This is a genomic window from Paracoccus sediminilitoris, from assembly GCF_003259195.1.
Lineage (GTDB): Bacteria > Pseudomonadota > Alphaproteobacteria > Rhodobacterales > Rhodobacteraceae > Paracoccus > Paracoccus sediminilitoris.
The window spans coordinates 274,426-297,168 of record NZ_QJPK01000001.1 but is presented as its reverse complement, the minus strand read 5'-3'; the positions used below and the strand labels follow the sequence as shown (position 1 = coordinate 297,168).

The 22,743-nt window shown below is 63.1% G+C and carries 20 protein-coding genes; 10 read left to right on the top strand and 10 right to left on the bottom strand.

The features are described 5' to 3' along the window. Positions 1 to 7: 7 nt before the first annotated feature. The 3 genes from DKT70_RS01390 to DKT70_RS01380 are packed head-to-tail and all read right to left on the bottom strand — an operon-like array spanning position 8 to position 2,338. Positions 8 to 1,303 carry a sensor histidine kinase gene (locus DKT70_RS01390; protein ID WP_111557475.1) on the bottom strand — a complete coding sequence of 432 codons (1,296 nt, stop codon included), beginning with the start codon at positions 1,301 to 1,303 and terminating at the stop codon, positions 8 to 10. Beyond that, complete coding sequence (locus DKT70_RS01385; RefSeq protein ID WP_111557474.1) at positions 1,300 to 1,962, bottom strand: response regulator transcription factor; 663 nt, start codon at positions 1,960 to 1,962, stop codon at positions 1,300 to 1,302. The genes DKT70_RS01390 and DKT70_RS01385 overlap by 4 nt, the downstream gene beginning before the upstream one ends. Before the next feature lie 13 nt (positions 1,963 to 1,975). After that, positions 1,976 to 2,338: a PepSY domain-containing protein gene (locus DKT70_RS01380; RefSeq protein WP_233490367.1), complete on the bottom strand. Its 363-nt coding sequence runs from the start codon at positions 2,336 to 2,338 to the stop codon at positions 1,976 to 1,978. A 132-nt stretch (positions 2,339 to 2,470) separates the two neighbouring features. On the opposite strand from DKT70_RS01380, the gene DKT70_RS01375 reads away from it, so the two are divergent. After that, positions 2,471 to 3,478: a hypothetical protein gene (locus tag DKT70_RS01375; protein WP_111557473.1), complete on the top strand. Its 1,008-nt coding sequence runs from the start codon at positions 2,471 to 2,473 to the stop codon at positions 3,476 to 3,478. A 63-nt stretch (positions 3,479 to 3,541) separates the two neighbouring features. On the opposite strand, the gene DKT70_RS01370 is transcribed toward DKT70_RS01375, so the two are convergent. Beyond that, on the bottom strand, positions 3,542 to 4,174 hold the full coding sequence (locus DKT70_RS01370; protein ID WP_111557472.1) for a nucleoside/nucleotide kinase family protein: 633 nt from the start codon (positions 4,172 to 4,174) through the stop codon (positions 3,542 to 3,544). A 124-nt stretch (positions 4,175 to 4,298) separates the two neighbouring features. On the opposite strand from DKT70_RS01370, the gene DKT70_RS01365 reads away from it, so the two are divergent. The 4 genes from DKT70_RS01365 to DKT70_RS01350 all read left to right on the top strand — a co-directional run bounded on the left by DKT70_RS01365 (position 4,299) and on the right by DKT70_RS01350 (position 10,930). Further along, positions 4,299 to 6,134, top strand: coding sequence for a sensor histidine kinase (locus tag DKT70_RS01365; RefSeq protein WP_111557471.1), 1,836 nt, complete (start codon positions 4,299 to 4,301; stop codon positions 6,132 to 6,134). Then, positions 6,131 to 7,474: a sigma-54-dependent transcriptional regulator gene (locus DKT70_RS01360; protein ID WP_111557470.1), complete on the top strand. Its 1,344-nt coding sequence runs from the start codon at positions 6,131 to 6,133 to the stop codon at positions 7,472 to 7,474. The genes DKT70_RS01365 and DKT70_RS01360 overlap by 4 nt, the downstream gene beginning before the upstream one ends. A 189-nt stretch (positions 7,475 to 7,663) precedes the next feature. Continuing rightward, positions 7,664 to 8,641 carry a TAXI family TRAP transporter solute-binding subunit gene (locus DKT70_RS01355; protein WP_111557469.1) on the top strand — a complete coding sequence of 326 codons (978 nt, stop codon included), beginning with the start codon at positions 7,664 to 7,666 and terminating at the stop codon, positions 8,639 to 8,641. Positions 8,642 to 8,752: 111 nt separating this feature from the next. Beyond that, a complete protein-coding gene (locus DKT70_RS01350) occupies positions 8,753 to 10,930 on the top strand; it encodes a TRAP transporter permease (protein WP_111557468.1) in 2,178 nt (725 codons plus the stop codon). Between the two features lie 428 nt (positions 10,931 to 11,358). Here the strand turns inward: DKT70_RS01350 and DKT70_RS01345 are convergent, their stop codons facing one another. Then, positions 11,359 to 12,048: a uracil-DNA glycosylase gene (locus DKT70_RS01345; RefSeq protein WP_111557467.1), complete on the bottom strand. Its 690-nt coding sequence runs from the start codon at positions 12,046 to 12,048 to the stop codon at positions 11,359 to 11,361. A 230-nt stretch (positions 12,049 to 12,278) separates the two neighbouring features. Continuing rightward, positions 12,279 to 12,677, bottom strand: coding sequence for a helix-turn-helix transcriptional regulator (locus DKT70_RS01340; protein WP_111557466.1), 399 nt, complete (start codon positions 12,675 to 12,677; stop codon positions 12,279 to 12,281). 803 nt (positions 12,678 to 13,480) lie between these two features. Between DKT70_RS01340 and DKT70_RS01335 the strand changes: the two genes are divergently transcribed. Then, complete coding sequence (locus DKT70_RS01335; RefSeq protein ID WP_111557465.1) at positions 13,481 to 14,122, top strand: hypothetical protein; 642 nt, start codon at positions 13,481 to 13,483, stop codon at positions 14,120 to 14,122. Between the two features lie 145 nt (positions 14,123 to 14,267). Here DKT70_RS01335 and DKT70_RS01330 read toward each other — a convergent pair whose 3' ends face one another. Both DKT70_RS01330 and DKT70_RS01325 read right to left on the bottom strand, forming a co-directional pair. After that, positions 14,268 to 15,506, bottom strand: coding sequence for a type II toxin-antitoxin system HipA family toxin (locus DKT70_RS01330; RefSeq protein WP_111557464.1), 1,239 nt, complete (start codon positions 15,504 to 15,506; stop codon positions 14,268 to 14,270). Continuing rightward, on the bottom strand, positions 15,503 to 15,811 hold the full coding sequence (locus DKT70_RS01325) for a helix-turn-helix domain-containing protein (RefSeq protein WP_111557463.1): 309 nt from the start codon (positions 15,809 to 15,811) through the stop codon (positions 15,503 to 15,505). Before DKT70_RS01325 ends, DKT70_RS01330 begins: the two co-directional genes overlap by 4 nt. 167 nt (positions 15,812 to 15,978) lie before the next feature. On the opposite strand from DKT70_RS01325, the gene DKT70_RS01320 reads away from it, so the two are divergent. After that, positions 15,979 to 16,251: a hypothetical protein gene (locus DKT70_RS01320; protein ID WP_111557462.1), complete on the top strand. Its 273-nt coding sequence runs from the start codon at positions 15,979 to 15,981 to the stop codon at positions 16,249 to 16,251. 60 nt (positions 16,252 to 16,311) lie between these two features. On the opposite strand, the gene DKT70_RS01315 is transcribed toward DKT70_RS01320, so the two are convergent. Both DKT70_RS01315 and DKT70_RS17730 read right to left on the bottom strand, forming a co-directional pair. Continuing rightward, a complete protein-coding gene (locus tag DKT70_RS01315; RefSeq protein ID WP_111557461.1) occupies positions 16,312 to 17,748 on the bottom strand; it encodes an alkaline phosphatase D family protein in 1,437 nt (478 codons plus the stop codon). Between the two features lie 981 nt (positions 17,749 to 18,729). Continuing rightward, a complete protein-coding gene (locus DKT70_RS17730; protein ID WP_146612581.1) occupies positions 18,730 to 19,014 on the bottom strand; it encodes a hypothetical protein in 285 nt (94 codons plus the stop codon). Positions 19,015 to 19,618: 604 nt separating this feature from the next. On the opposite strand from DKT70_RS17730, the gene DKT70_RS01310 reads away from it, so the two are divergent. The 3 genes from DKT70_RS01310 (at position 19,619) to DKT70_RS17725 (ending at position 22,717) form a co-directional block, all read left to right on the top strand. Beyond that, positions 19,619 to 21,157: a type I restriction-modification system subunit M gene (locus DKT70_RS01310; RefSeq protein WP_111557460.1), complete on the top strand. Its 1,539-nt coding sequence runs from the start codon at positions 19,619 to 19,621 to the stop codon at positions 21,155 to 21,157. Beyond that, complete coding sequence (locus DKT70_RS01305; RefSeq protein ID WP_111557459.1) at positions 21,154 to 22,230, top strand: restriction endonuclease subunit S; 1,077 nt, start codon at positions 21,154 to 21,156, stop codon at positions 22,228 to 22,230. The genes DKT70_RS01310 and DKT70_RS01305 overlap by 4 nt, the downstream gene beginning before the upstream one ends. A 73-nt stretch (positions 22,231 to 22,303) precedes the next feature. Then, a complete protein-coding gene (locus DKT70_RS17725; RefSeq protein WP_146612580.1) occupies positions 22,304 to 22,717 on the top strand; it encodes a hypothetical protein in 414 nt (137 codons plus the stop codon). The last annotated feature ends 26 nt before the right edge of the window (positions 22,718 to 22,743 follow it).

The following is a 22,743-nucleotide window of genomic DNA, read 5'->3' as shown; positions in this document are numbered from 1 at the left end:
GGATATTTCAGGCAGGCAGGTCCACGATGGCGGCAAGCCCGCCCAGTTCCGACCGTTCCAGACGCAGTTCGCCGCCGTGCAGAGCCGCCAGATCGGCGACGATGGCCAGGCCCAAACCGGCGCCGGACGGCCCCTGTTCATCCAGCCGACCGCCGCGCGCCAAGGCTTTGGGCGCCTGGTCGGGGGCAAGGCCCGGCCCGTCATCCTCGATCGTCAGGCGCAGGGTCGCACCCGTCACGACGCTGATCCGCATCCGGCTGCGCCCCCATTTGACGGCGTTTTCGCACAGGTTGCCGATCATCTCCTCAAGGTCCTGCCGTTCGGCGGGAAAGGCGGCGTCGGGCGGGCAATCGATGTGCGCGGTGATGCCCTTGTCCAGCATCGGCCAGCGCAGAACCAGCAGGATGTCCTCGATCACCGGCACGATGGGCGTCTGCTGGCCCAGGACACGGCCGCCCTGCTGACGCGCGCGGCGCAGGTGCCAGCCGATCAGCCGGTCCATCCGCGCGATCAGCGCTTGGCCCGCATGATCCGCAGGCAGGTCGTTCGACAGCGCCGCCAGCGGCGTCTTCAGCGAATGGGCCAAGTTGCCCAGATGCTGTCGGGACCGGGACAGCAGCGCAGCGTTCTGGTCCAGCGCGGCGTTGATCTCGGACGCCAGGGGGCGCAGTTCGGTGACGTCGGGCATGGCCAGGCGCGGCGCATCGCCCGCCCGCACGCGGGCCAGATCGACCCGCAGGCGCGCCAGGCTTTTCAGCCCCGCCGTCACCTGGATCAGGCTGGCCGCAGCCAGCCCCAACCCCAGCACCGCCAGCGCGGCGGCCAGGGGACGGATGATGTGACGCAGGCTGTCGCGGATCTGCGCCATCGGCGCGGTGACGGTGATGGCGATGGGCGCGTCGCTGTCGGGGACCGTGACCTGTCGGCGCAGGATACGCAGGCCCGCGCCGTCGGCGTCGCGCCCCGCACCCCCGGTGAAATCGCCCGCAGGCCCCGACAGCCGACCGTCCAGCAGTGAATCCGACCGCTCGACCAGCGCATCGCCCGCCTCGACCTGCCAGTACCAGCCCGAGAGCGGCAGCCAGAAACGCGCGTCAACGGGGGTATCGTCCAGCCCGACGCGTCCATCCTCGACCTCCAGCTCTCCGATCAGGCTGTCGGCGATGGCGGCGGCCTCAGCGTCGAAGCGGTCGGTGACGAAATCATTCAGCAGCGACGATATCAGCAGGAACGCCCCCAACAGCGCCACGCCCAGCCACACCGCCGCCAGCGCCAGCAGGCGTCCCCGGATCGATTGCATCATGCAGCAGTCCGCAGGACATAGCCTTCGCCCCGCCGGGTCTGGATGACGCCGTCGCCGACCTTCCGGCGCAGGCGGCCGATGACCACCTCGATGGATTTGAAATCGCGGTCGGTCTCGGCCTCATAGAGATGATCCGAGAGTTCGGTGCGGCTGACGATGCGGTCGTGGTGGTGGATCAGATAGGTCAGGATGCGCGCCTCGAAGGCGGTCAGTTTCAGGGGCGATCCGTCATGGGTGATGACGCCCAGCTGGCTGTCCAGCCGCAGCTTGCCCGCCTGGATGATGGGCCGCGCATGGCCCGCCGAGCGACGGATCAGCGCCTGCGCGCGCAGCACGACCTCCTCCAGACGGAAGGGTTTGACGGCATAATCGTCGGCACCGGCGCGAAAGCCTGCCACCTTGTCGGTCCAGTCACCGCGCGCGGTCAGGATCAGGACCGGCATCGCCACCCCCTGGTCGCGCCAGCGCGTCAGGACGTCGATCCCCGACAGGGTGGGCAGGCCCAGATCCAAAATGGCCACGTCATAAGTTTCCGTCGCGCCCAGGAATTCACCCTGTTCGCCGTCATGCGCCATGTCGGTGACAAAGCCCGCGGCGATCATCGCCTGGGACAGCTGTTCGGCCAGCGTCGGGTCATCCTCGACGATCAAAGCACGCATGGGGTCGTCCTCATCATTTCGCGGCAGGGCGCCTTGCCTGCAATTGACCGTGGCCCGCCACGTCCAGAAAGCGCCCGTCGCGGGCATCCAGCCGGATGTCCAGCAGGTTGCGCGCCTCGGTCAGCAGGCGCACCTGATAGACCAGCTCTATGCCCCGGTCCTGTTCATGGGGAAAGGGCGGGACCAGTTCAACGGCGATCGGGCGCCCGGCATAGCGCCCCGTCACCACCCGCACCACCTGCCGGGGGGGAAGGGGGCGGAAATCGGCCTGCGGCGGGGATGCCCAGAACGGGTGCATGTCATCCGCGACCCCGGGTCGGGGCAGGGCCGTCGCCGGCAAAAGGGTCAGAATCACAAGGGTCAGGGCACGGATCATCGGGCGATTATGACCGTGCCAAGCGAAATGGAAACCAAATGGCGCGTTGGCGTTTCATTCGGCAATCCCCTGCTAGACGTGATTCGTCCAAGGCCGGAACAGCCGGTCGCAAGAAGACGATAGGAGACTGACATGACGCTGAGCAAACTCGCATCCTCGGCCGCGCTGATCGCACTGGTCGCAGGCGCGCCCATGTTGACCATGGTGTCCGCAGCCCAGGCACAGGACGCACCGGCCGCCGAACAGATGCCCGACGTGCTGCAGGGCCTTGACCTGCAGAACGTGGAAACGGAAACAGCCCGCGGCGGGCACATGCGCTATGAAGGCGAGATGGCCGACGGCACCGAGATCGAGGCCCTGTTCGACCGCGATGGCACGCTGATGATGTTCGAAGCCGATGACGGGGTCGTTCCCGCCACCGTGTTGGACGCCGCCGTCCCCGCCGAGATCCGCAATGCCGAAGCCTTCGACCTGCTGACCCGGATCGAGGAACTGCACAGCCGCGGCGACATGCTGGGCCTGAAGGGCGAGGACAAGGACGGCGAGGAACTGCATCTGATGTTCGACCTGACGGGCAAGCTGACCGGCATCGCCACTGATGATACCGCCGTCCCGCAGGACATCGTCGCGACGCTGCTGCCCCAGACCGTGCGTGATTCCGACATCGCCGCCCAATTCGCGGTCATCGACCATGTCATGTCGGGCAGCGACCGTGTGATGATCGGCGGCGAGGATGCAGATGGCGAGGATCTGCGCGCGCAGTTCGACATGGACGGCAACCTGCTGCGCTTTGGCCGCGGCGATGATGATCGCGGCGATCACCGGATGCATGGCGACCGCATGGGTCGCGGCGGGCATGGCGGTCCCGGCGAACATCGCGGACCCGGAAAGCATGGCGGCAAGCATGACGACCACGCCCGCGGTCCCCGTCACGACGATCGCGGCATGATGAAGGGCGACGAAGCCCTGATGGATATGGATGCCGTGACGACCAGCCTGACCGAGGCCGGCTATACTGATCTTGGCAAATTCCGCCGCAAGGGTCCGGGTGCTGCCGTTTCGGCCACCAATCCCGACGGCGAAGAGGTCATGCTGCAGCTGAGCCCCGAGGGCGAGGTCATGCGCGAAACCGCGCGCTGATCGCCGATACCCATGGCGATAGGCCGTTCCCGGCGGGGGCGGCCCTTTGCCGATGGCGTGTCTTCAGATGTTGTCCAGGACCAGATCGGCTGGACGGCTTTCGGCGCAGACAAGCCGCATGTTCGGCAGGTCGTTCTCCTCGACCTTGGTCAGGGCCACCTCGGGCGGCAGGTCCTTCCAGCGGGCCAGCAGGCGGTCGCGAAGAACCGGTTGCGGGACCTGCAGAAAGACCGTCAGCGCGAAATGCCGCGACAGGTCGCGCCAGCCCGGCCGGTCCAGCAGCAGATAGTTGCCCTCGACCACGATCAGGCGCGCGGCCGGGTCGATCTCACGCGCCCCCGCGCGTGAGATTTCCAAGGCGCGGTCAAAGACCGGCACCAGCACCGGCCGCCCGGCATCGGCGGCCAGCCTGTCCAGCATGACCGAAAACCCGTCCAGATCGAAGGTATGGGGCGCCCCCTTGCGCGCCAGGTCGCCCCGCGCTGCCAACAGCCCGTCATCCAGGTGATAGCCGTCCATCGGCAAGATGGCCGCCCGCCCCGGCACCCGTTCGGCCAGTCCCGCCGCCAAGGCATCCGAGACATGGCTTTTGCCCGCACCCGGAGGCCCGACCAGTGCCACAAGCTGGCGTCGGTCAGACCGGGCCAGTTCGGCAAGTCGGTCCAGCAGGTCGGGCAGGGTGGTGGTCTGGGTCATGGCGCGGCCTTGTTGTTGCCCCTCAGATGTTCCACGCGCCGTTCCCTGTGACAAGACCGGGGCTTGCCCCCGCCCGCCCGCCGCACAAAGATGGCCCGCGCATGCAAGGGCGGCAGGGGGGATCATGGGGCAGGCCGCAACTCGGCTGGGACGGCGCGGGCTTGCGGCGCTGGGGCTGGCGCTGATTCTGGCCTGGGCGCTGCTGGTGCAGGGCGGCAGCTGGCTGGCGGGTCAGCACATCAAGGCCACCATCCCGCAGGGCGAGAACATCCTGCGGCTGGCGGTGTCTGGCTTGCGCGGCGAATTGGCGCGTTATGAACGCCTGCCCGACCTGTTGGCGCGCGCACCCGTCCTGTCGAACGCCCTGCATCCCGATGCCGCCCCCGCCGAGGTCGCGGCGGCGAACCTCTATCTGCGCCATGTCACGCGGCTGATGGGGCTGTCGGATGCCTATGTCATGGACGCGCAGGGCATGACGGTGGCGGCCAGCAATTTCGACCGCGACCTGAGTTTCGTCGGCCAAAGTTTCGCCTATCGCCCCTATTTCACGCAGGCGCTGGCAGGCGGGCGCGGGCAGTTCTTTGCGCTTGGGACGACTTCGGGCAAGCGCGGTTATTACTTTGCGGCACCGGTACGCGACCGCGGGCGCATTCTTGGCGTGCTGGCGCTGAAGGTCGATGTCGATGCCATCGAGGACAGCTGGCGCGCCGCCGAATACGAGATGATCGTGACCGACAGCGAAGGCATCGTCTTTCTGGCCAGCCGACGCGACTGGCAGTTCCGGTCGCTGGGGGCGTTGGGGGCGCAGGCCCGCGCGCGGATCGCCGCCACCCGGCGCTATGACGACGAGCCGCTGGACATGCTGCCGCTGGCGCGGACCGGCCGGGTCAGCGGGCACCAGATGCTGCGGCTGGAGGCGGGCGACGACCGGCGCGAATTCGTGTCCGTGTCGGAAACCATGCCCGAGGCGGGCTGGACGGTGCAGGTCCTGCTGGACACGGCCCCCGCCCGCCGGCAGGCGCTGCAGGGGGCTGTGGCGGCGATGTTGATCGTGGGGGCGGTGCTGGCGGGGGTGATCGCCTGGATGCAGCGTCGCGCCCGCCTGCGGGAACGCCTGTCGATCCAGGCCGAGGCGCAGGCCCAGCTGGAGGGGCGCGTCAAGGCCCGAACCCGCGAGCTGGCCCAGCTGAACGACCGCCTGAGCGCCGAGATCACCGAACGCCGCGCCACCGAGGATGAGTTGCGCCGCACCCAACGCCATCTGGTGCAATCGGCCAAGCTGGCAGCCCTTGGCCAGATGTCGGCGGCGCTGTCGCATGAACTGAACCAGCCCTTGGGCGCGGTGCGCAATTTCGCCGCCAATGCCGTGACCTATCTGGACCGCGACCGGCCCCAGGACACGCGCGCCAACCTGGCCCGCATCCTGTCCCTGACCGACCGCATGACGGAAATCGGTCGCACCCTGCGCAATTTCGCCCGCAAGCCCAACGCCCAGTTGCGCCCCGTGGATCTGCACGATGTCATGCGCGACGCGCTGGAGGTGATCGCCTGGCGCATCGGCAAGCGTCAGGTGGCGCTGAACTTGGATCTGCCGCCGCAGCCGCTTTGCGTCATGGCCGGGCCGGTGCGGTTCCAGCAGGTGATCGTGAACCTGCTGTCGAATGCGCTGGACGCGCTGGACGACCGGCCCGATGCGCGGATCGACATCACGGCGCGCGCGGGCGGGGGGCGGGTCAGCGTCACCGTCCGCGACAACGGCCCCGGTGTTCCCGAAGGGCTGGACGACCGCGTCTTCGACCCGTTCTTTTCCACCAAGGGCGTCGGTAGCGGGCTGGGCTTGGGGTTGTCGATCTCGTTCAACATCATCAAGGATTTCGGGGGAGAATTGCGGCTGGTGCGCGACGGGCAGGGGGCCTGTTTCGTGATCGACCTGCCCGCCTTGGAACAGGAGAAGACATGAGCGCGGGCCGCATTCTGCTGATCGACGACGAGGCCGACATGCGCCTGTCCACCGCCCAGGCCCTCGACCTGGAAGGGTTCCAGGTCGAGGATGTGGCCGATGCCCAATCCGCGCTGGACCGCGTGGGTTTCGGGTTCGCCGGGGTGGTCATCACCGACATCCGCATGCCGGGCATGGACGGCATGACCCTGATGCGCCGCATCCGCGACATCGATGCCGACATCCCCGTGATCCTGGTGACGGGGCATGGCGACATCCAGCTGGCGGTCAGGGCGATGCGTGAGGGGGCCTATGACTTTGTCGAAAAGCCCTTTGACGGCCAGCAGCTGGCGGAAATCGCCGCCCGTGCCATGGGCTATCGCCGGGTCGTGCTGGAAAACCGCGTCCTGCGGGCAGCGGCGGGACAGGTGGACGATCTGGAAACCCGGCTGGTGGGGCGGTCGAACGTGATGATCGACCTGCGCCGCCGGTTGCGCACCATCGGCCCGACCGAGGCCGACGTGCTGATCGAGGGCGAGACGGGCACCGGCAAGGAGGTCGTCGCCCGCGCCCTGCACGACCTGTCGCCCCGTGCGGGCAAGCCCTTCATCGCCATCGACTGCGCCTCGCTGCCGGCCTCGCTGATCGAGAGCGAGCTGTTCGGCCATGAGGCCGGCGCCTTTCCCGGCGCGCTGCGCCCGCGCTATGGCAAGTTCGAACATGCCCGCGGCGGCACCATCCTGCTGGACGAGATCGGGTCGATGCCCTTGGACGTGCAGGGCAAGCTGCTGCGAGTGGTGCAGGATCGCGTCATCTCTCCCCTTGGGTCGAACGAGGACCGGGTGCTGGACGTGCGCTTCATCGCGACCTCGCGCCAGCCCCTGGCCGACGAGGTCGCGCGGGGCCGCTTTCGCGCCGACCTGCTTTATCGCCTGAACGTGGTGACGCTGAACGTGCCGCCCCTGTCGGCACGGCGCGAGGATATCCAGCTGCTGTTCATCAAGCTGGTGCAGGAAGCCGCCGCCCGCCACCGCCGCCCCGCCGTCGCCGTCCCCCCGAACCTGCTGGCCGAAATCGTCGAGCGTCCCTGGCCTGGCAATGTTCGCGAATTGCGCAACGCCGCCGATCGGCACGCGCTTGGCATCGCCCTGCAACCCGCCGAAGATCGCAGCCCCGACCAGATGCGGCTGGCCCACCGGGTCGCGATGTTCGAACGCGATGTGATTGTGGCGACGCTGGCGGCGCATGGGGGGCGGCTGAAGCCGGTCTATGAATCCTTGGGGCTGTCGCGCAAATCGCTGTATGAAAAGATGCAGAAATACCGGATCGACAAGACCCATTATGTCGATGGCGATCCGTGACGTGGGAGGAAATCCACCCATCGCGCGGGCGTGATGTTACCGTTTCCACCCATCGCGTCCCCGGATGCGGCATTTTATCCTGCGCACGATGCATGGCGGCATTGCGCGAACGGCATGGCGCCCGTTAGCTGTTCGCACGTCTTATGGGCCGGTCACCCGGCCATTCGCCAAGAATCTGGGAGGATTTCGATGCGTTTCCTGACAGCAGCCGCCCTTGCGGCCACCACCGCCCTGACCCTGCAGCCCGCCTTCGCGCAAGAGGACCGTGCCGACTGGCCCTCCAGCCTGACGATCGGCACGGCCAGCCAGGGCGGCACCTATTTCATCTATGGCACCGGTCTGGCCGGCCTGATCACCCAGAAGCTGGGCGTCAACGCCTCGGCCGAGGTGACGGGCGGTCCGGTCCAGAACGCGACGCTGGTGGAAACCGGCGACCATCAGGTCGGCCTGGTTACCATGGGCCCCGCATACGAGGCCTGGTCGGGCAACAGCGAACTGGCACCGGGCGTCGAGCATTCGTCGATGCGCGCATTGTTCCCGATGTATCAGACCCCGTTCGAGGCGGTGGCGCTGAAATCCTCGGGCGTGGCCGATGTCGCGGACATGGACGGCAAGCGCGTTTCGGTCGGCCCCGCAGGCGGCACGGCGGCGACCTATTGGCCGCGTTTCTTCGAGGTGCTGGGCGTGGAACCCACCATCAGCTTCTCGGGCGCGAATGACGCGACGGGCCAGGTCAAGGACGGCCTGATCGACGCCTTCGCCTTTGCCGCCGGCGTTCCGATTTCCGCCTTCGCCCAGATCGCCGCGGAAAACGAGGTCAACATCTTTGGCTTCACCGAGGAACAGCGCAGCAAGATCCTGGAGGCGATGCCCGAAGTCGCAGCCTTCGAGGTCGATGGCGGCATGTATCAGGGCTTCCCCGAAGGTCACGGCACCGTCGCGATGTGGAACTTTGCCATCGCCCATGCCGACATGCCCGAGAGCCTGGCCTATGAGATCACCAAGCTGGTGATGGAGGACAACGCGGCGATGATGCAGATCCACGCAACATCCGCCGAGACGCTGCCGGAAAACGCCGACAAGAACACCTTCCTGCCGTTCCACCCCGGCGCGGTGAAGTATTTTGACGAAAAGGGGATCGAGATCACCGACGACCTGCGCGGCTGATGCCCGCCGCCCCGACGCCCGCAGATGGCGTCGGGGCACCTTTCCCTTCCCCCCCATTCCGGAGCGGCCGCGGGGCTTGATCTCGCCGTCCGCCGGACCCGAGGTTTCCCCATGTCCGCACCTGATGCCCATATGGCGCAGAACGGCCCCGTCATCGCGCAAGGCGTCGATGACGAACCGATGGCCCCAAACCAGCGCGACGCCCGCGCCCGTGCGGGCCTGATCATCGCCGTTCTTTGCGCCGCCTATACCGTCTTTCACCTGACCGTCATGGTCGTCTATCCGCTCGAGACATGGGCCTATCGCATGATCCATGTCTGCGGCGGCCTGGTCATCGGTTTCCTGACCTATTCCGCCCTGACCCAGACCGACGAAACCGCCCCCGCCGCCAAGCGCGGCCCGGTCGAACTGGCGCTGCTGGGCGTCGGTGCGCTTGGCATCGGCTACGGTTTCGTCATCATCGCCTATGCCTGGCTGGCATGGTGGGTGGCCGGCGTGGCCCGTCCCCCGGCCTTCGGTTTCGCCACCTATGGCCTGCCGCTGGCGATCGGCACGGTCGCGGCCATCGTCGCGGGCTGGCGCTTTTCGTCGCGCGACAGGGCGCGCATCTATGCGGGCGACCTGCTGCTGTGCTTCGCCTCGGTCGCGGTCCTTGGCTATATCTTGTTCGTCGTCGGCGCCTTGCGGATGCGGGCGGGCACGGGCATGGCGCAGCCGGGCGATCTGTGGGCGGCCGTTACGGGCGTGATGCTGATCCTGGAACTGACGCGCCGCCTGACGGGGCTGGCGCTGGTGGCCATCGTCGGCGTCTTCATTGCCTACAGCTTCCTTGGGCCTTGGCTGCCCGGTTTCCTGAACCATCGTGGCTATACGGCGACGCGGTTCTTCACCTATATCTTTACCGACCAAGGCGTGCTGGGCGACCCGATCGCGGTCAGTTCGACCTATATCATCCTGTTCATCGTCTTTGCGGCTTTCCTGCAGGCTTCGCGCGTGGGCGATTATTTCGTGAACTTCGCCTTTGCCTGCGCCGGCCAGGCGCGCGGCGGTCCGGCCAAGGTCGCGGTCTTTGCATCCGGCCTGATGGGCATGATCAACGGCACCTCGGCGGGCAACGTCGTGTCGACCGGATCGCTGACCATCCCGCTGATGAAGAAGGTCGGCTATTCCCCCAAATCATCGGCCGCAATCGAGGCGACGGCCTCCTCGGGCGGGCAGATCCTGCCGCCGATCATGGGCGCGGGCGCCTTCATCATGGCCGAGGTCACGGGCATTCCCTATACCGACATCGTCATCGCCGCGATCATTCCTGCGCTGCTTTATTTCGTGTCGGTCTATTTCATGGTCGATCTTCAGGCGCTGAAGCTGGACATGAAGGGCCTGCCGCGGTCGGAACTGCCGCGTTTCGGTGACCTGATCAAGCAGGTCTACCTGTTTTTGCCGATCATCATCCTGATCTATACCCTGTTTGCGGGCTATTCGGTGATCCGGGCGGGGGCGATGGGCATGGCCGCAGCCGCGATGGTCAGCTGGCTGACGCCCCACAAGATGGGCCCGCGCCAGATCTTCAAGGCGCTGGACATGGGCGCCAAGATGTCGATCCAGATGGTCGCCGTCTGTGCCGCCGCCGGTGTCATCGTGGGCGTCATCGCGCTGACCGGGGTGGGGGCGCGCTTTTCGGCGCTGCTGCTGACGATTGCCGATCAGAACCAGTTGCTGGCGATGTTCTTTGCGATGTGCATCTCGATCATCCTGGGGATGGGCATGCCCACGACGGCGGCCTATGCGGTGGCTGCGGCGGTCGTGGCGCCGGGTCTGATCCAGCTGGGCGTGCCAGTGCTGGTCGCGCATTTCTTCGTCTTCTACTATGCCGTCATGTCGGCCATCACGCCGCCCGTCGCGCTGGCCGCCTATGCGGGTGCGGGGCTTGCGGGGTCGGACCCGATGAAGACCTCGGTCGAGGCGTTCAAGTTGGGCCTTGCCGCCTTCATCGTGCCCTTCATGTTCTTCGGGTCGCACGAGTTGCTGATGCAGGGCGAGACTCTGGACATCGTCCACGCCACCATGACCGCGCTTCTGGGGATGTTCCTGCTGTCGGCTGGGGTGATCGGCTATTTCTTCGGCCATGCCGCCGGATGGATGCGGATCGTGCTGATCGGGGCCGCGCTGTCGATGATCGCCGTCGGATGGGCCAGCGATGTGGCCGGACTGGCCGTCGCGGTGGCGCTGTTCCTGTGGCAGCGCAAGATGGTGACGCCATCCGCGCTGGCAAAGGGCCGCGCGGATTGACCGGATCGGATAGCGATTGACATGATGAAAGGCGGGCCGGGAAACCAGCCCGCCTTTTCCGTATCAAACATAAAAAAACCGCAGAAATCCGCAGCTTGGGTCAGATCAGTTTCGTGGGAAAAACTGGTGCTGTGAGAGAGAATTGAACTCCCTGTGTATTTATAAATTTCAATGGCTTAGCGTTTTTTATGATGGCCATTCTGATACCGGTTATGACCCCAAGATGACCTTACGTCAAAAGAAACTGGCTGCTGTTCCTTGGCTGGCCCGCCTATCTGCCAAGCCGATGTGAAAAGTGATTCGTGCCGACACGTGCTCGCCGAGGTCAGATAGCGCGAGTATACCCGAGTATTGCCGTGGCCCGAGCCGGGACCGCGTTGGAATTCTGATAAGCGGCGAGGACGAGCAACTCGACGACTACCTGCGTCTCATTTGCCGGTGGGTGCGCCGACGTTGTTTGCGGCTTCCTTCCAAACCTTGGGGATCGCTTGGTAGAGTGCGGGATAGGCAGCCCGGACACGCCCAGAGGGATGAGCCGAATACCATACCCTGTAGCCTTGTTCTTCGAAGAAGGACCCGGCACGGCCAGCCTTGGCGCCTACGAGGACTACGGACCTAAGGTTGGGCAAAATCCGCGTGAGGTCATGAAGGTGCTCAAGCCCCTCCTTCCAAGCAGCGCTCTTGATGCTGATGGTCTGGTCCCACCAGGGAACGGTGTTCCAGATCACGGTATCCTCTCGGCGTAGACCAGCGATCGCCATGAAGCGGAAGATCGCCTCGGCGGTTGCATCGTTGTTGTCACGAGACACGAAACCCGATCCACCCTTCCGCGGGTCGGTCTTGGGCCCGGGCTTCTCGAGAAGGAACAGGATGCGTGCTTCTGCACCTCCGTCCAGTGGGTCGAAGTCCGGAACGAAGCCTCGACCGTCCCTGCGTAGGTCCACGACGAATGCGTTCAAAGGCAGCATGTGAGGCATAGCCAGCATTTGTTTGCGACGTTCGATCTCAACCTTGTCCGACAAACTGCGTGGATGTCGTGCAGAGGGAGAAATTCCCGATTTGATGATGGCCAATCCAGTCGCGTCTTCCGCGTTGTTAGTGGACTTGCCTTCCTGCATGTTTAACTCCCATGTGTAGATCTATGCCTGCGCGTTGGTTCCGACCGATCTCCAAAAGGACTGGTGACCAAAAGCTTAACAAACAGCCCTCGAGGAAGTCTGATCTGATCGATGATCAAAGTATTTGCCGAGTGTGGAACGGGCAGGGACCGACCGCCAGTCTTCCAGACGCCTGAGGTGCGCCAAGAATGGGACTCGTCCGACCCGTTCCGTCCTCATGGCTCGTTGCACTACTTTCCGAAGATTGCCCGCAACGCCGTCCTAGAGCGAGCGGTCAGTTTGGGGTCAGTATCGCCCGAAGCCTCGCGGATTTCGGCCAGCCAGAGCCTTTCGTTCGCACTCGTCGGGGTTCCGAAGACCTCGAGGACCGATAGGGCGGCGGTCTTTCCAATGCTTTGCTCCAAAGCGAGCCTCATCAGATGCGCCGGATCCACTTCCATGGCGCGCGCCAAGTCTGGAACCCGGTCAAGTGGCAGCTTGCTGGCGCCGTTCTTCAAGAGACTGATCATGTTCGCATTCACGAAACCAGCTTGATGGGCGATCTCCTTCTGGGACTTGCGGTGGTTGAGCAACTCGATCTGACGTCTTAGAAAGATCGCAGCAGGGGTATCGGCGTGGGGGTTCTTCATGTGGCCTCTCTGGCAAATCGATAACTGCCGTGAAACTAGCCGTTTGCTTGGCAACAAGCGTTTGGGATCTACAGCGATCTCTGTGGGAAGTCGAAGTCCTAGAAGAAGAATCGCGTGGTCATGGGGATGGTTCTTGGGGCGGCTCGATCCCCGCACTTGACCCTCCACATTGCGTAGACGTGGTGGGCTGCGGGCACTTCGGTCGAGAGAAACCGAATGCCATGACCGAAGTGACGCTTTCTGTGATGCGGTCGCGTGGAACATATGGAGACGGTTGCAACTCAGTAGCGTATTGGCGCCGACCTGCCGCATGCGCAGTAATTCACCTTGACTATTCAGTTTATTTAGATAAGTGTCGGCTTATCTTTCGAGCTCGCCACCACAGCTTGCGCCACGCGCATCAAGAGATGAACATGTCTATATCTCCAAGCGCCAGCAACCTTGGCGAACACTCGTCGCTGACTGGCGAGGACCTTTCAAGCTGGGAAGGCCCCCAGAATACATTCATTCGTGTTCCACCTTCTCATCCTACCATCTCTGAGAGCGAGACCTCCTGCAAAGTTGTCCCACTCCACTCCCGCGATCTTGAGCATTCCAGCCAGCACCCACAGGGATTTCAGACTCAATCGGATCAAGCACGTCAGTGTGCAGAGTGTGCAGAACCTACTCCTATCCAGCAGCCTGCTACCCCTCCTTCCCTTGCGTTCGAAGCAAGGTTCCAGCAAACGCCGTCTAGTCTGCGTGGAACACCCAAGGTCTTCATAGGTCGGCAGTGCCCTCCGACATTCTCGCCTGCGCCGGACGTGTCCCACGGTTTCGCGAACACGAACAACCATGGGCCCAAGCAGTCGAGGAAGGCGCGGCGCACGACCGCCGATATCGCAAGGATTATCAGCAAGCCATGGCGGGATCTCAAACGGTCCGAGAAGGTCTGCATGGCAATGGCGTCGATGGAACGCGAAGGTGGATCTACCGTGAGCCTGAACTTCGGCGTTTCCAGGCAACGATCCTGCGGGAGAGTGCAAGATCCTCGTCGCGTTTTCGAGAAAGAGTTGAACAGGCAGCTCAACCTCGTTGGCTTGGCGGGGATGAAGCTGGTCATGACGCTGGAGGTGACGCCGCATGGCTCTGGCACCCAATCGCGCGTCCATGCGCATGGAGCGGTCGAAACCGTGGGCCGGTCCGAAGATCAGATTTCGGCTTTTCAGACCGCTTTGAAAAAGGCAGCCTCGATTGCCGTCGGAGCGATCGGTGGGGATCGTCAGCTGGTCATGAAACCCATGTCCTCGGCTAGCGGATGGATGGACTACTGTGTCGAAGATCAGGCAAAAACGAAGAAGGCGCTGGGCATCAGCAATCTTTGGGTGATGACCAGACCGGCGCAACGGGCGGCAAAGGCTTTTCATGGTGAGATAAGCAGGCCCAGAAACGTGAAGGCTGCTTGAAAGCGTATGACATTTGTGGTATTTTGATACCATCTCCTGTGGTGGGAGGAACGAGGATCGCTTCCTCAACGAGCTTCTCCAGTGAAAGCCGGGGAAGCTTGTCTCGTTCTGGGCGCCAGTGATGTATTGATCGGAGGTATACCGTTCACCACGTCTGTGCTTCATTGAGTGCACGAGCAATCTTTCGTGTCAAATCGGGCGGGACAGTGGCGTCCTCGGCATGGCGGGGCCAGTCGAGCAAGGCCCTGTCCACCTCGGCGATGATCTCGGCGATGCGGGCGGGCTTGAGACCGGATTGCATGCCTACCGCCCGGATCTGGGCTGCGCCAGGATGGCGGCCTTCGCCTGCGACCGTCAGGGTGTGTTCGCCGCCCGGGCCGTTGCTGAAGCTCAGATCATAGGCGGGTGCCAGTCGCCAAGCCCCTGCCGGGTCCATGACGAAGGCGAAGTTCTTCAGATGATCGTCACGGTTCTGGGCGCGAATGTTGAACACCATCCGACGGAACATCTGCTCCACGGCACGCTGGTCGCGGGTCATCACCCTCACCAGTTTCAGCAGCTCGGCATAGTCGAGCGTCGCCGTGCGGAAATCGACGTCTAAGAGGGCCGCGACCGTTTGGACGTGGAGGCGCCGGCCTTCCACGCGGTCGAAGCGGTCGGTCACGAAGAAGGCTTCGCCCGAGCGGGCATGTAGAAGGTCCGTTGACATCATTTCCACCCCGGCCGCGCGGGCCATGGTGGCATAGGCAGCCTCGGCCTCGGCGGCACCGGGCGCATCATTGATCGCGCGTCGCTTGATCAGAACCGCGCGCCAGCCCGGCATAAGGGGCAGGCGGTGATCGCGGAGCCGGGTGCCGTCATCGGACAACTGGGCCACGAACTTCGGTCGCGCGCCTTGCGAGCCGCCGGCCATCGTGCGCAGGCGCTCCAGGTCGTCGGCGCTGGTGTCCTCACCGACTGTCGGAACGAGACGGTCGAACCAGTCCAAGCTGATGTCCTTGGCGGCATCCGGAGCTTCTTCTGGGCGATAGACCAGTGCACCCATGCCGCCCGAGCCGACCATTGCCAGGCGATCGAGATCGGTGATGTCGGATCGTGTGCGCCCGCGGGCAGCCAGATTGCGGTCTATCAGAAGTCTGCCCCAGCCATCGGGCAGGCTGTCGCCGAAGAGACCCGGCAGATCGCCGAATGCCCGCCCACGCGGACGCAGAAGGCCCTGCGGCTGGCGGACCAGGAGCGGGCTGAGCGGCAGGGGATCGGCCATGAAGGCCCCGTCCCATTCGGCAACGACATGTCGGGCCGCAGGGTCCCAGCCCAGCTGCGCCACCGAGCGTTCCTGGCCGTCGCCGCAGTCCAATGAGACGAGCAAGCGCCCCCGGCTCATCGGCGGCTCCTCGCCCGCGCCCGGACCGGCAGCTTGGCCTGACGCTCGACCTCGTTCAGCGTGCGGGCCTCGGGCAGCGGAAAGAGGTCATGGAATGCATCCAGGCTATCCATCGCCTCGGCCAGCGCCAGCAGCGAGGTCAGCGAGACCTCGCCCAGTTGCTCGAAGCGCTTCAGTGTGCCCAAGGGAATGCCGGATCGCTGCGCCAGTTCGGCCTGGGTCATGCCAAGCGCGATCCGCCGCTGGCGGGCAGCATTTCGGATCGTCTCGCGCAGGTCTGAGGCGGTGTCGAAACCAGGCAGCATGGTGTCCCCTCTTCAACTCTTATCTTAGTCGTAAACATCCAGTATGTCGATCAAGGGATAACATGTTGTCCTTATTGAAAGCGAAGATGCCATCGGGCACGAAAATCCATGCGACGCCACGATCTGCTGGTGCGATGATGAACCATCATCAATGAAGTGAGATTATCATGACGAAACTGGTTCCCGATCACCGCCTGATCGCAATCGAGCGGTGGAAGGCAAGAATGTATACGTCCCTGGCCTTGGGGTTGGTGCTCTGTGCGGCCGGGTGGTTCAATATCGCCTACCGCGACAACAGCCTCGGCTGGATCGCTTTTGGCTATCTTGTCATTGGATTTATGCTGGTTGCTCTCGGTTTCTGGCTGCTCCATCGCGGTCCAAGGCTGCCATCGCCGAAAGCCCAGGATGTCGCGCCGGAGAGCCCGACCTCGCGGTTCTGAGACTGGGCTGGGAAGGCGCATGATGCAATCTCTGGCATCTGTCGGCTGCCGACCTGACGGTCACAGGGCCAGCGGTGCTGTCATGCCGCTGGTCTCAAGATCCCACCGCGCCGACCAGTCGCCCGCCCGGCGCTCAAGGATCAGGTAGTTCCGCTCGGCAACATAGCGGGCGGACTGGCCGGGTAGGGGCCTGATCCTGATGGGATGTTCGGGCAGGGGCGCCTCTCCCAAGCTGGCCAGCGCGCCGATGAACCGTGCCCAGCCCTTCGGGCGCGCACGGTGGGCCACGCCCGATGCGACAAGCTGGTTCAGGTGGCGACCTTGCCCCAGGTCCATCACCGCGCGCGCCGCAATATGGATTTCGCCCGAGACGGAGGTCAGATCATGCCCGTCGTGCTCGATCATGCCGCGGACGAGGCGCAGCATCCGCCGCCATTCATCGCGATGGGCTCGGCTCTGCCACTGATCACGCAGGTCGTCCTCGTATTTCTGCATGCTGGGAATGGCGACCATCAGCATTTCCAGCACCGAGAGGCGCGGTCCAAGAAGGGGCACGCTGGACATGAGCAACGTATGCCCTGCCGAGGTGCGCGCAGCCTCGGCTTCCATCATCGTCCAACCGCCTGGACCCATGACCGACCGTCGGGTGCGTTCCGACCGCAGATCCGGCGCAAGGATGCGCAGACCCGGCGCGTGGATGCTCCAGCCAAGATGAGATCCGCCCGGGTCGGCAAAGCGCGATGGCAGATCGCCATCCACGGTCGCGTGCTGGAAAGTTAGACAGCTTTCTCGCGCCGCTGCAAAAAGGGTCTGCCCGACGGGCGAACCGGTCCGCGACCGGCGCAGAGACCCCCATCCGTCGCAGATGTCGTGATCGTCCCATTGCATCAACGAAGGCACTCGGGCGGCCAGCCAAGCCAGTTCCGGAGCAGCATAGATCGCGGCGTATCGGTCGAAGAACCTTTCGCGCAGGTGGTTGTGAAGATCGGCCAGAGCGGCTCGGGACGGGTCGGAGGGCAGCTTGTCTGGCCAGTCTTGGCTCAGCTCATGGCCTTGTGTGACTTCGTCGGCATAGATCTGGTCGCCGCCGTGCAGCATCAGAGCGAATGGGCTCCGGCGGTGTTCGTCCCGCAGGCGAGCCCACATGGCGTTGCGCTCGGACCCTTCGCGGTCCATGTCGCCCACCTTCTCGCCATTGCACGAGACATAGGCGATGCGCAGGTCGCCTATCAGGTCGCCCGCGACCTGATAGGTGTCTCCGTTCCACGCATAGGAAGACGTCCTGTCCGCAGGCAGGGTAAAGCGGGCGCGCCAGACCGTAGCGTTGTCATAGGTCGCCAAGCTGATCGGGACCACCTCGGCCCCATCCAACACCAGTGCTGAAGGAGCCGCTTCGTCCGTTGGGGTGATGAACAGCGCGGACAGCAGCATCCGGCCCTCGTCGAGATCGTCGAGGAACAGGACTGGGCCGATGGTGGACGTGATCTGGAACTGCATCCAAACGAGCTATTTCCCCTGTGACCCCGATGCAATCGGGAAAACCGGCCATAGCGGCAAGATCACGCAGGCGCGGGTGGCGCATGTCTGGCCACGGGTCCCCGATCCGGGCGGAAAACTCTGCCGTTCATATCGATGTTTCCTTGATATATCCCGACGAACTGGAAGGACGCGAGGCGGGCGCCGTTCTCGATCAACGTGAGCGAGGATGACTTCAATCTCGATGTGATCGTTCCTCGGACTGGCTGATGTTGGGCGAACGTGGAATCCATGACGGATTTCGTCCGTGGCAAGATGAAGGCCAAGCGCCATTGCCATTCCACCTGCGCACCGTGCGAAGACCTCCAAAATTTTGCGCTCCAGGGCCATTGCTTGACGGGCGCCGTCACACCCCTTCGAAATCTCAAGGCGCCCGTCCAGAGGGCCTTCTGCGGCCTCTGAGGGTGTCTCAGCCCGCGTCATGGCGTCGATGTCGGAGCCATGCTTATTCACTCTCCGACGCGCCCGTTCCGACAACCACAATTGCCTCTCCTCAGGCACTTCGAAAGGCGTGTCGTCGCCTTGCCCGGACCGCAGATCATCAGGGTCCGTCCGCTCGCGACGCACGTTATCCCCGGTGGCCGGCGCAACGGGGTTTCTTTCCTTAACAGTATTCTGTGTGAGTGCGGCTCCCCTGACTGAACCGAAACAAGGAGATCGATAGTTGCCGGCATGGGTCTCGGCAACCGAAGTTCAAACTTGGATGGATATCCGAATGAGATCGACAGACTGGGCTTCGCAGTCGCCCGGCCAAATGACAGCGGATGTCCGCCTCTAGTGTAGACGAAAGTCGTGAGCACGGACGTTGAGGGACGTAACATTTCGACGACTTTATGTAACATTTTTGGACGAAAATGTTACGTTTTGACGATGCGATGTTACATTTCAGCCTCAAAATGTAACATAAGCCGTGAAAATCGGGAGCTGAAATGGACCTAAATGTCACCGGATCACCGCCACTTTTCCAGTAATTGCTGGGTTTTCTGAAAGCAGGTGAGCAGAAATGTTACGTAATTTAGCGAATTTCGGATTTTCTGGCGACGGCCAGGCCGAAACCGATGCTCGGGCGATCGTATTCGGATTGGTGGTGATCGAGATCGTTGCAAGACGTTTGCCGAAATCTAACGGCCTTTTTGTTCGATCCATGCCTTCTACGATTGCATATCGGTCCACATGGGCGTGCTCGAAGTTCGGAGCATGGTCGTGGGAGGCCAAATGAATGTCCATGCATTCCCTCATACGCCAGATCCCCAGATTTGAAGTCGCGGCTGTGGAAGGGACGAAGCGCTCATCCTGCGTGAGACGGCCTCTTGTTCAAAGCGTCCGATCAGGAGGAAGGGGAGGCGGACCGCATCATCGTGCGGCCGGGGTTATGCAGAGGATCCTCCACCAATCCCATTTGATCCTTGGGGGCATGGAAATTTCCTAACCAACGTTACCCACCTGCGACGTTGTAAACTGGTTTCACAGCGCTCTCCCATCCGGCGACTGGATCTTGGTTCTCATTCAGGCCGTTAGCTTGCCGAGTGTGCGGAGCGTCTGGCGTTCATTCCCGGCTTCTGATTGATCAGGTTTAGGATGAGTTTGTCTGGCTTGAATGAGCGCCTGACTGAGAACCACTGCCTACCACCAATGTTCTTTTAGCCGACATGGCTGCAAGCCGTTTCCTGAGTGAAAAGCACGGTAACGGCGATGTCGTGGCCGACCGTCCTTCGAGGACATCCAACCCAAAAATTCATCCACGAGAACCACGTGTTTGCCCATACGCCTCTCACATTGGCTTAATCTGTTTCCTGCGATATGCACGACCGATAACGCGATGAGGTTTCCCATGCTGACAGGTCCTATCCGCTCCCAGATCGATCAGATCTGGAACGCCTTCTGGTCGGGCGGGGTGTCCAACCCCCTCTCGGTCATCGAGCAGATCACCTACCTGCTGTTCATCAAGCGGCTCGACGACCTGCAGCTCGTGGAGGAAGCCAAGGCCGAACAGTTGGGCAGGCCCATCGCCCGCCGGATTTTCCCCGAAGGCCGAGACGCCAAAGGCGAAGACTATGGCAACCTCCGTTGGTCGCGCTTCAAGAATTTTGAGGCGCGCGAGATGATGCGTGTCGTGGACGAACACGTTTTTCCCTTCCTGCGTGATCTGGGCGAAAACGGCTCGACCTACGGCACGCACATGAAGGACGCCCGCCTTGGCTTCTCCAACCCCAGCCTGCTGGCAAAGGTGGTGGAGATGCTGGACCAGGTGCCGATGGACGATCGCGATACCAAGGGCGATGTCTATGAATACATGCTGGGCCAGATCGCCAGCGCCGGCACCAATGGCCAGTTCCGCACTCCGCGTCACATCATCAATCTGATGGTGAACCTGATGAAGCCCACGCCGCAGGACGTGATCTGCGATCCGGCGGCGGGCACCTGCGGTTTCCTGGTCGGCGCGGGCGAATACATCCGCGATCACCACCCCCAGGCCCTGCGCAACGCCGATGCGCGCAAGCATTTCCACAACGACATGTTCCACGGTTTCGACTTCGACAGCACCATGCTGCGGATCGGCGCGATGAACATGACGCTGCACGGGGTCGAGAACGCCGACATCAGCTATCGCGACAGCCTGGCCGAGGAACATGACGCCGATGCAGGCACCTATTCGCTGATCCTCGCCAACCCGCCCTTTGCCGGCGCGCTGGATTACGACACCACGGCCAAGGATCTGCTGAAGATCGTCAAGACGAAGAAGACGGAACTGCTGTTCCTTGCCCTGTTCCTGCGATTGCTGCGGACCGGCGGGCGGGCTGCTGTGGTCGTGCCGGACGGGGTGCTCTTCGGATCATCGAAAGCGCACAAGGACCTGCGCCGCACGCTGATCGAGGATCACAAGCTGGAGGCCATCGTCAAGCTGCCCTCGGGCGTGTTCCGACCCTATGCGGGTGTGTCCTGCGCGATTGTGATGTTCACCAAGACCGGCGTCGGCGGGACCGAGGACGTGTGGTTCTATGACATGACCGCCGACGGCTTCTCGCTGGACGACAAGCGCACCCCGCTGCTGGATGCAGCGAAGCTGGGGCCGGTGCCGGAGGAGGCGCTGATGGCCGAGGAGCACGCGAAGAACAACCTGCCCGACATCCTCGCCCGTTGGGACGATCTGCCTGCCGAGGCCGACCGCCCCCGCACCGCGCAGAGCTTCATGGTGAAGGCCGAGGAGATCGCGGCCACAGGCAGTTGGGATCTGTCACTGAACCGCTACAAGGAAGTGGAGCATGAGGAGGTGGAGCACGAAAGCCCCGCCGCAATCATCGCCGAGCTGCGCGCCATCGAGGCGGAGATCGCCGAGGGGCTGGATCGGCTTGAGGAGATGCTGGCGTGAATGTGCAGTCCCGCGTGAAACACGTCGCTCTTGGCGACATCGCAGAGTTTATTAATGGCGCCGCATTCAAGCCTTCCGATTGGACCGGCGAGGGCCGCAGGATCATTCGTATCCAAAACCTTAATGACCCTTCGAAGCCATTCAATCGCACGACAGCCGCACTACCGGCAAAATACGAAGTTCATCCCGGCACGTTGCTCGTCTCATGGTCGGCATCCCTCGGGGTATTCGAGTGGAATGAACCAGACATAGCACTTCTCAACCAGCATATTTTTAAAGTGGTTCCAGATGTCCAACAGGTCACCCAAGACTATCTCCGACATATGTTGGAGAATGCGTTACTAGACATGGCGCGCCATCATCGAGGCTCGACAATGGTGCATGTCAACCGAGGCGAGTTTCTTGGAACTACAATCCCCCTCCCGCCGCTGGAGGAGCAGAAGCGGATTGCGGCGATACTGGATCAGGCGGACGCGCTGCGCCGCCTCCGCCGCCGCGCCCTCGACCGCCTGAACACCCTCGGGCAGGCTATCTTTCATGACATGTTTGGGGACGACGGTAGGACACCTACGGCGACACTAGCCGAAGTTGCTTATGTCAACTGGGGCGACACGAGCGTTACGAAATCGCAATATATCGAAGAAGGATACACTACGTTTAGTGCGACTGGGCCGGATGGCTATAGAGATAAGTTCGATTTCGACGGCTACGGCGTAGTTTTGAGTGCAATCGGAGCCCGATGCGGCAAAACATGGCTTGCCTCTGGGAAATGGTCCGCCATCAAGAATACTATAGTTCTCTATAGTGAAAGTGATCGCCTGATGACGCCATTCCTTTACTGGCTCACTCGATCACCAGACTTCTGGCCAAAACGAGGAGCTGCGCAGCCATTCATAACAATCGGTGATGCTCGTAAATGTCAGATAGTTCTTCCAAAAATTGAACGTCAACAAGCGTTTTTGAAGCGTATAGGAAAAATCGACGCTCAACTATCTGCAGCGCACTTGGGTGAAGATTTAGCATCGTCGCTCTTCACCTCCCTCCAGCACCGCGCCTTTCGGGGCGAACTCTAACCATGCCCGATCCCGCGCTGCACGCGATCAGCCTGCCCGGCGTGATGCTCCAGCGCGGGTTCTGGCTCTATGTGTGGCGCATCTGGGCGCGGGGCGAGACGATGCGTCTCATGTCGGGCGGACGGGGGATGAGAGCAGCCCGCATGCCTCGGCCCCCTATGGCCGTTTCGGCCAGCATCTGGGCCGCAACGACAGACAGAACGCCCTGCGCCGGAACCTCGAGAAACGCGGGATCACCCTGCCGCAGGTAGATCACTATGACTTCCTGTTCTACGGCCCCGTCCATCCCGAGGCGGCGGACAGGGCTGCCCATATCCCCCTGCGCGACGCAATGGTGGCAGTCGAGAAGAAGCTGGCCGACAGCCTGCGCGCGGCGGGTTACACGGTGCTGAACCGGGTGCATTGCCGCAGGCCGCTGGACCCTGCGCTGTGGGATCAGGTGAAGGCGGGCTTCAGCGGCGCGTTTCCGGAACTGGTGGATTATTGAGACGGGCATCATTTCGCTTGCCGTGC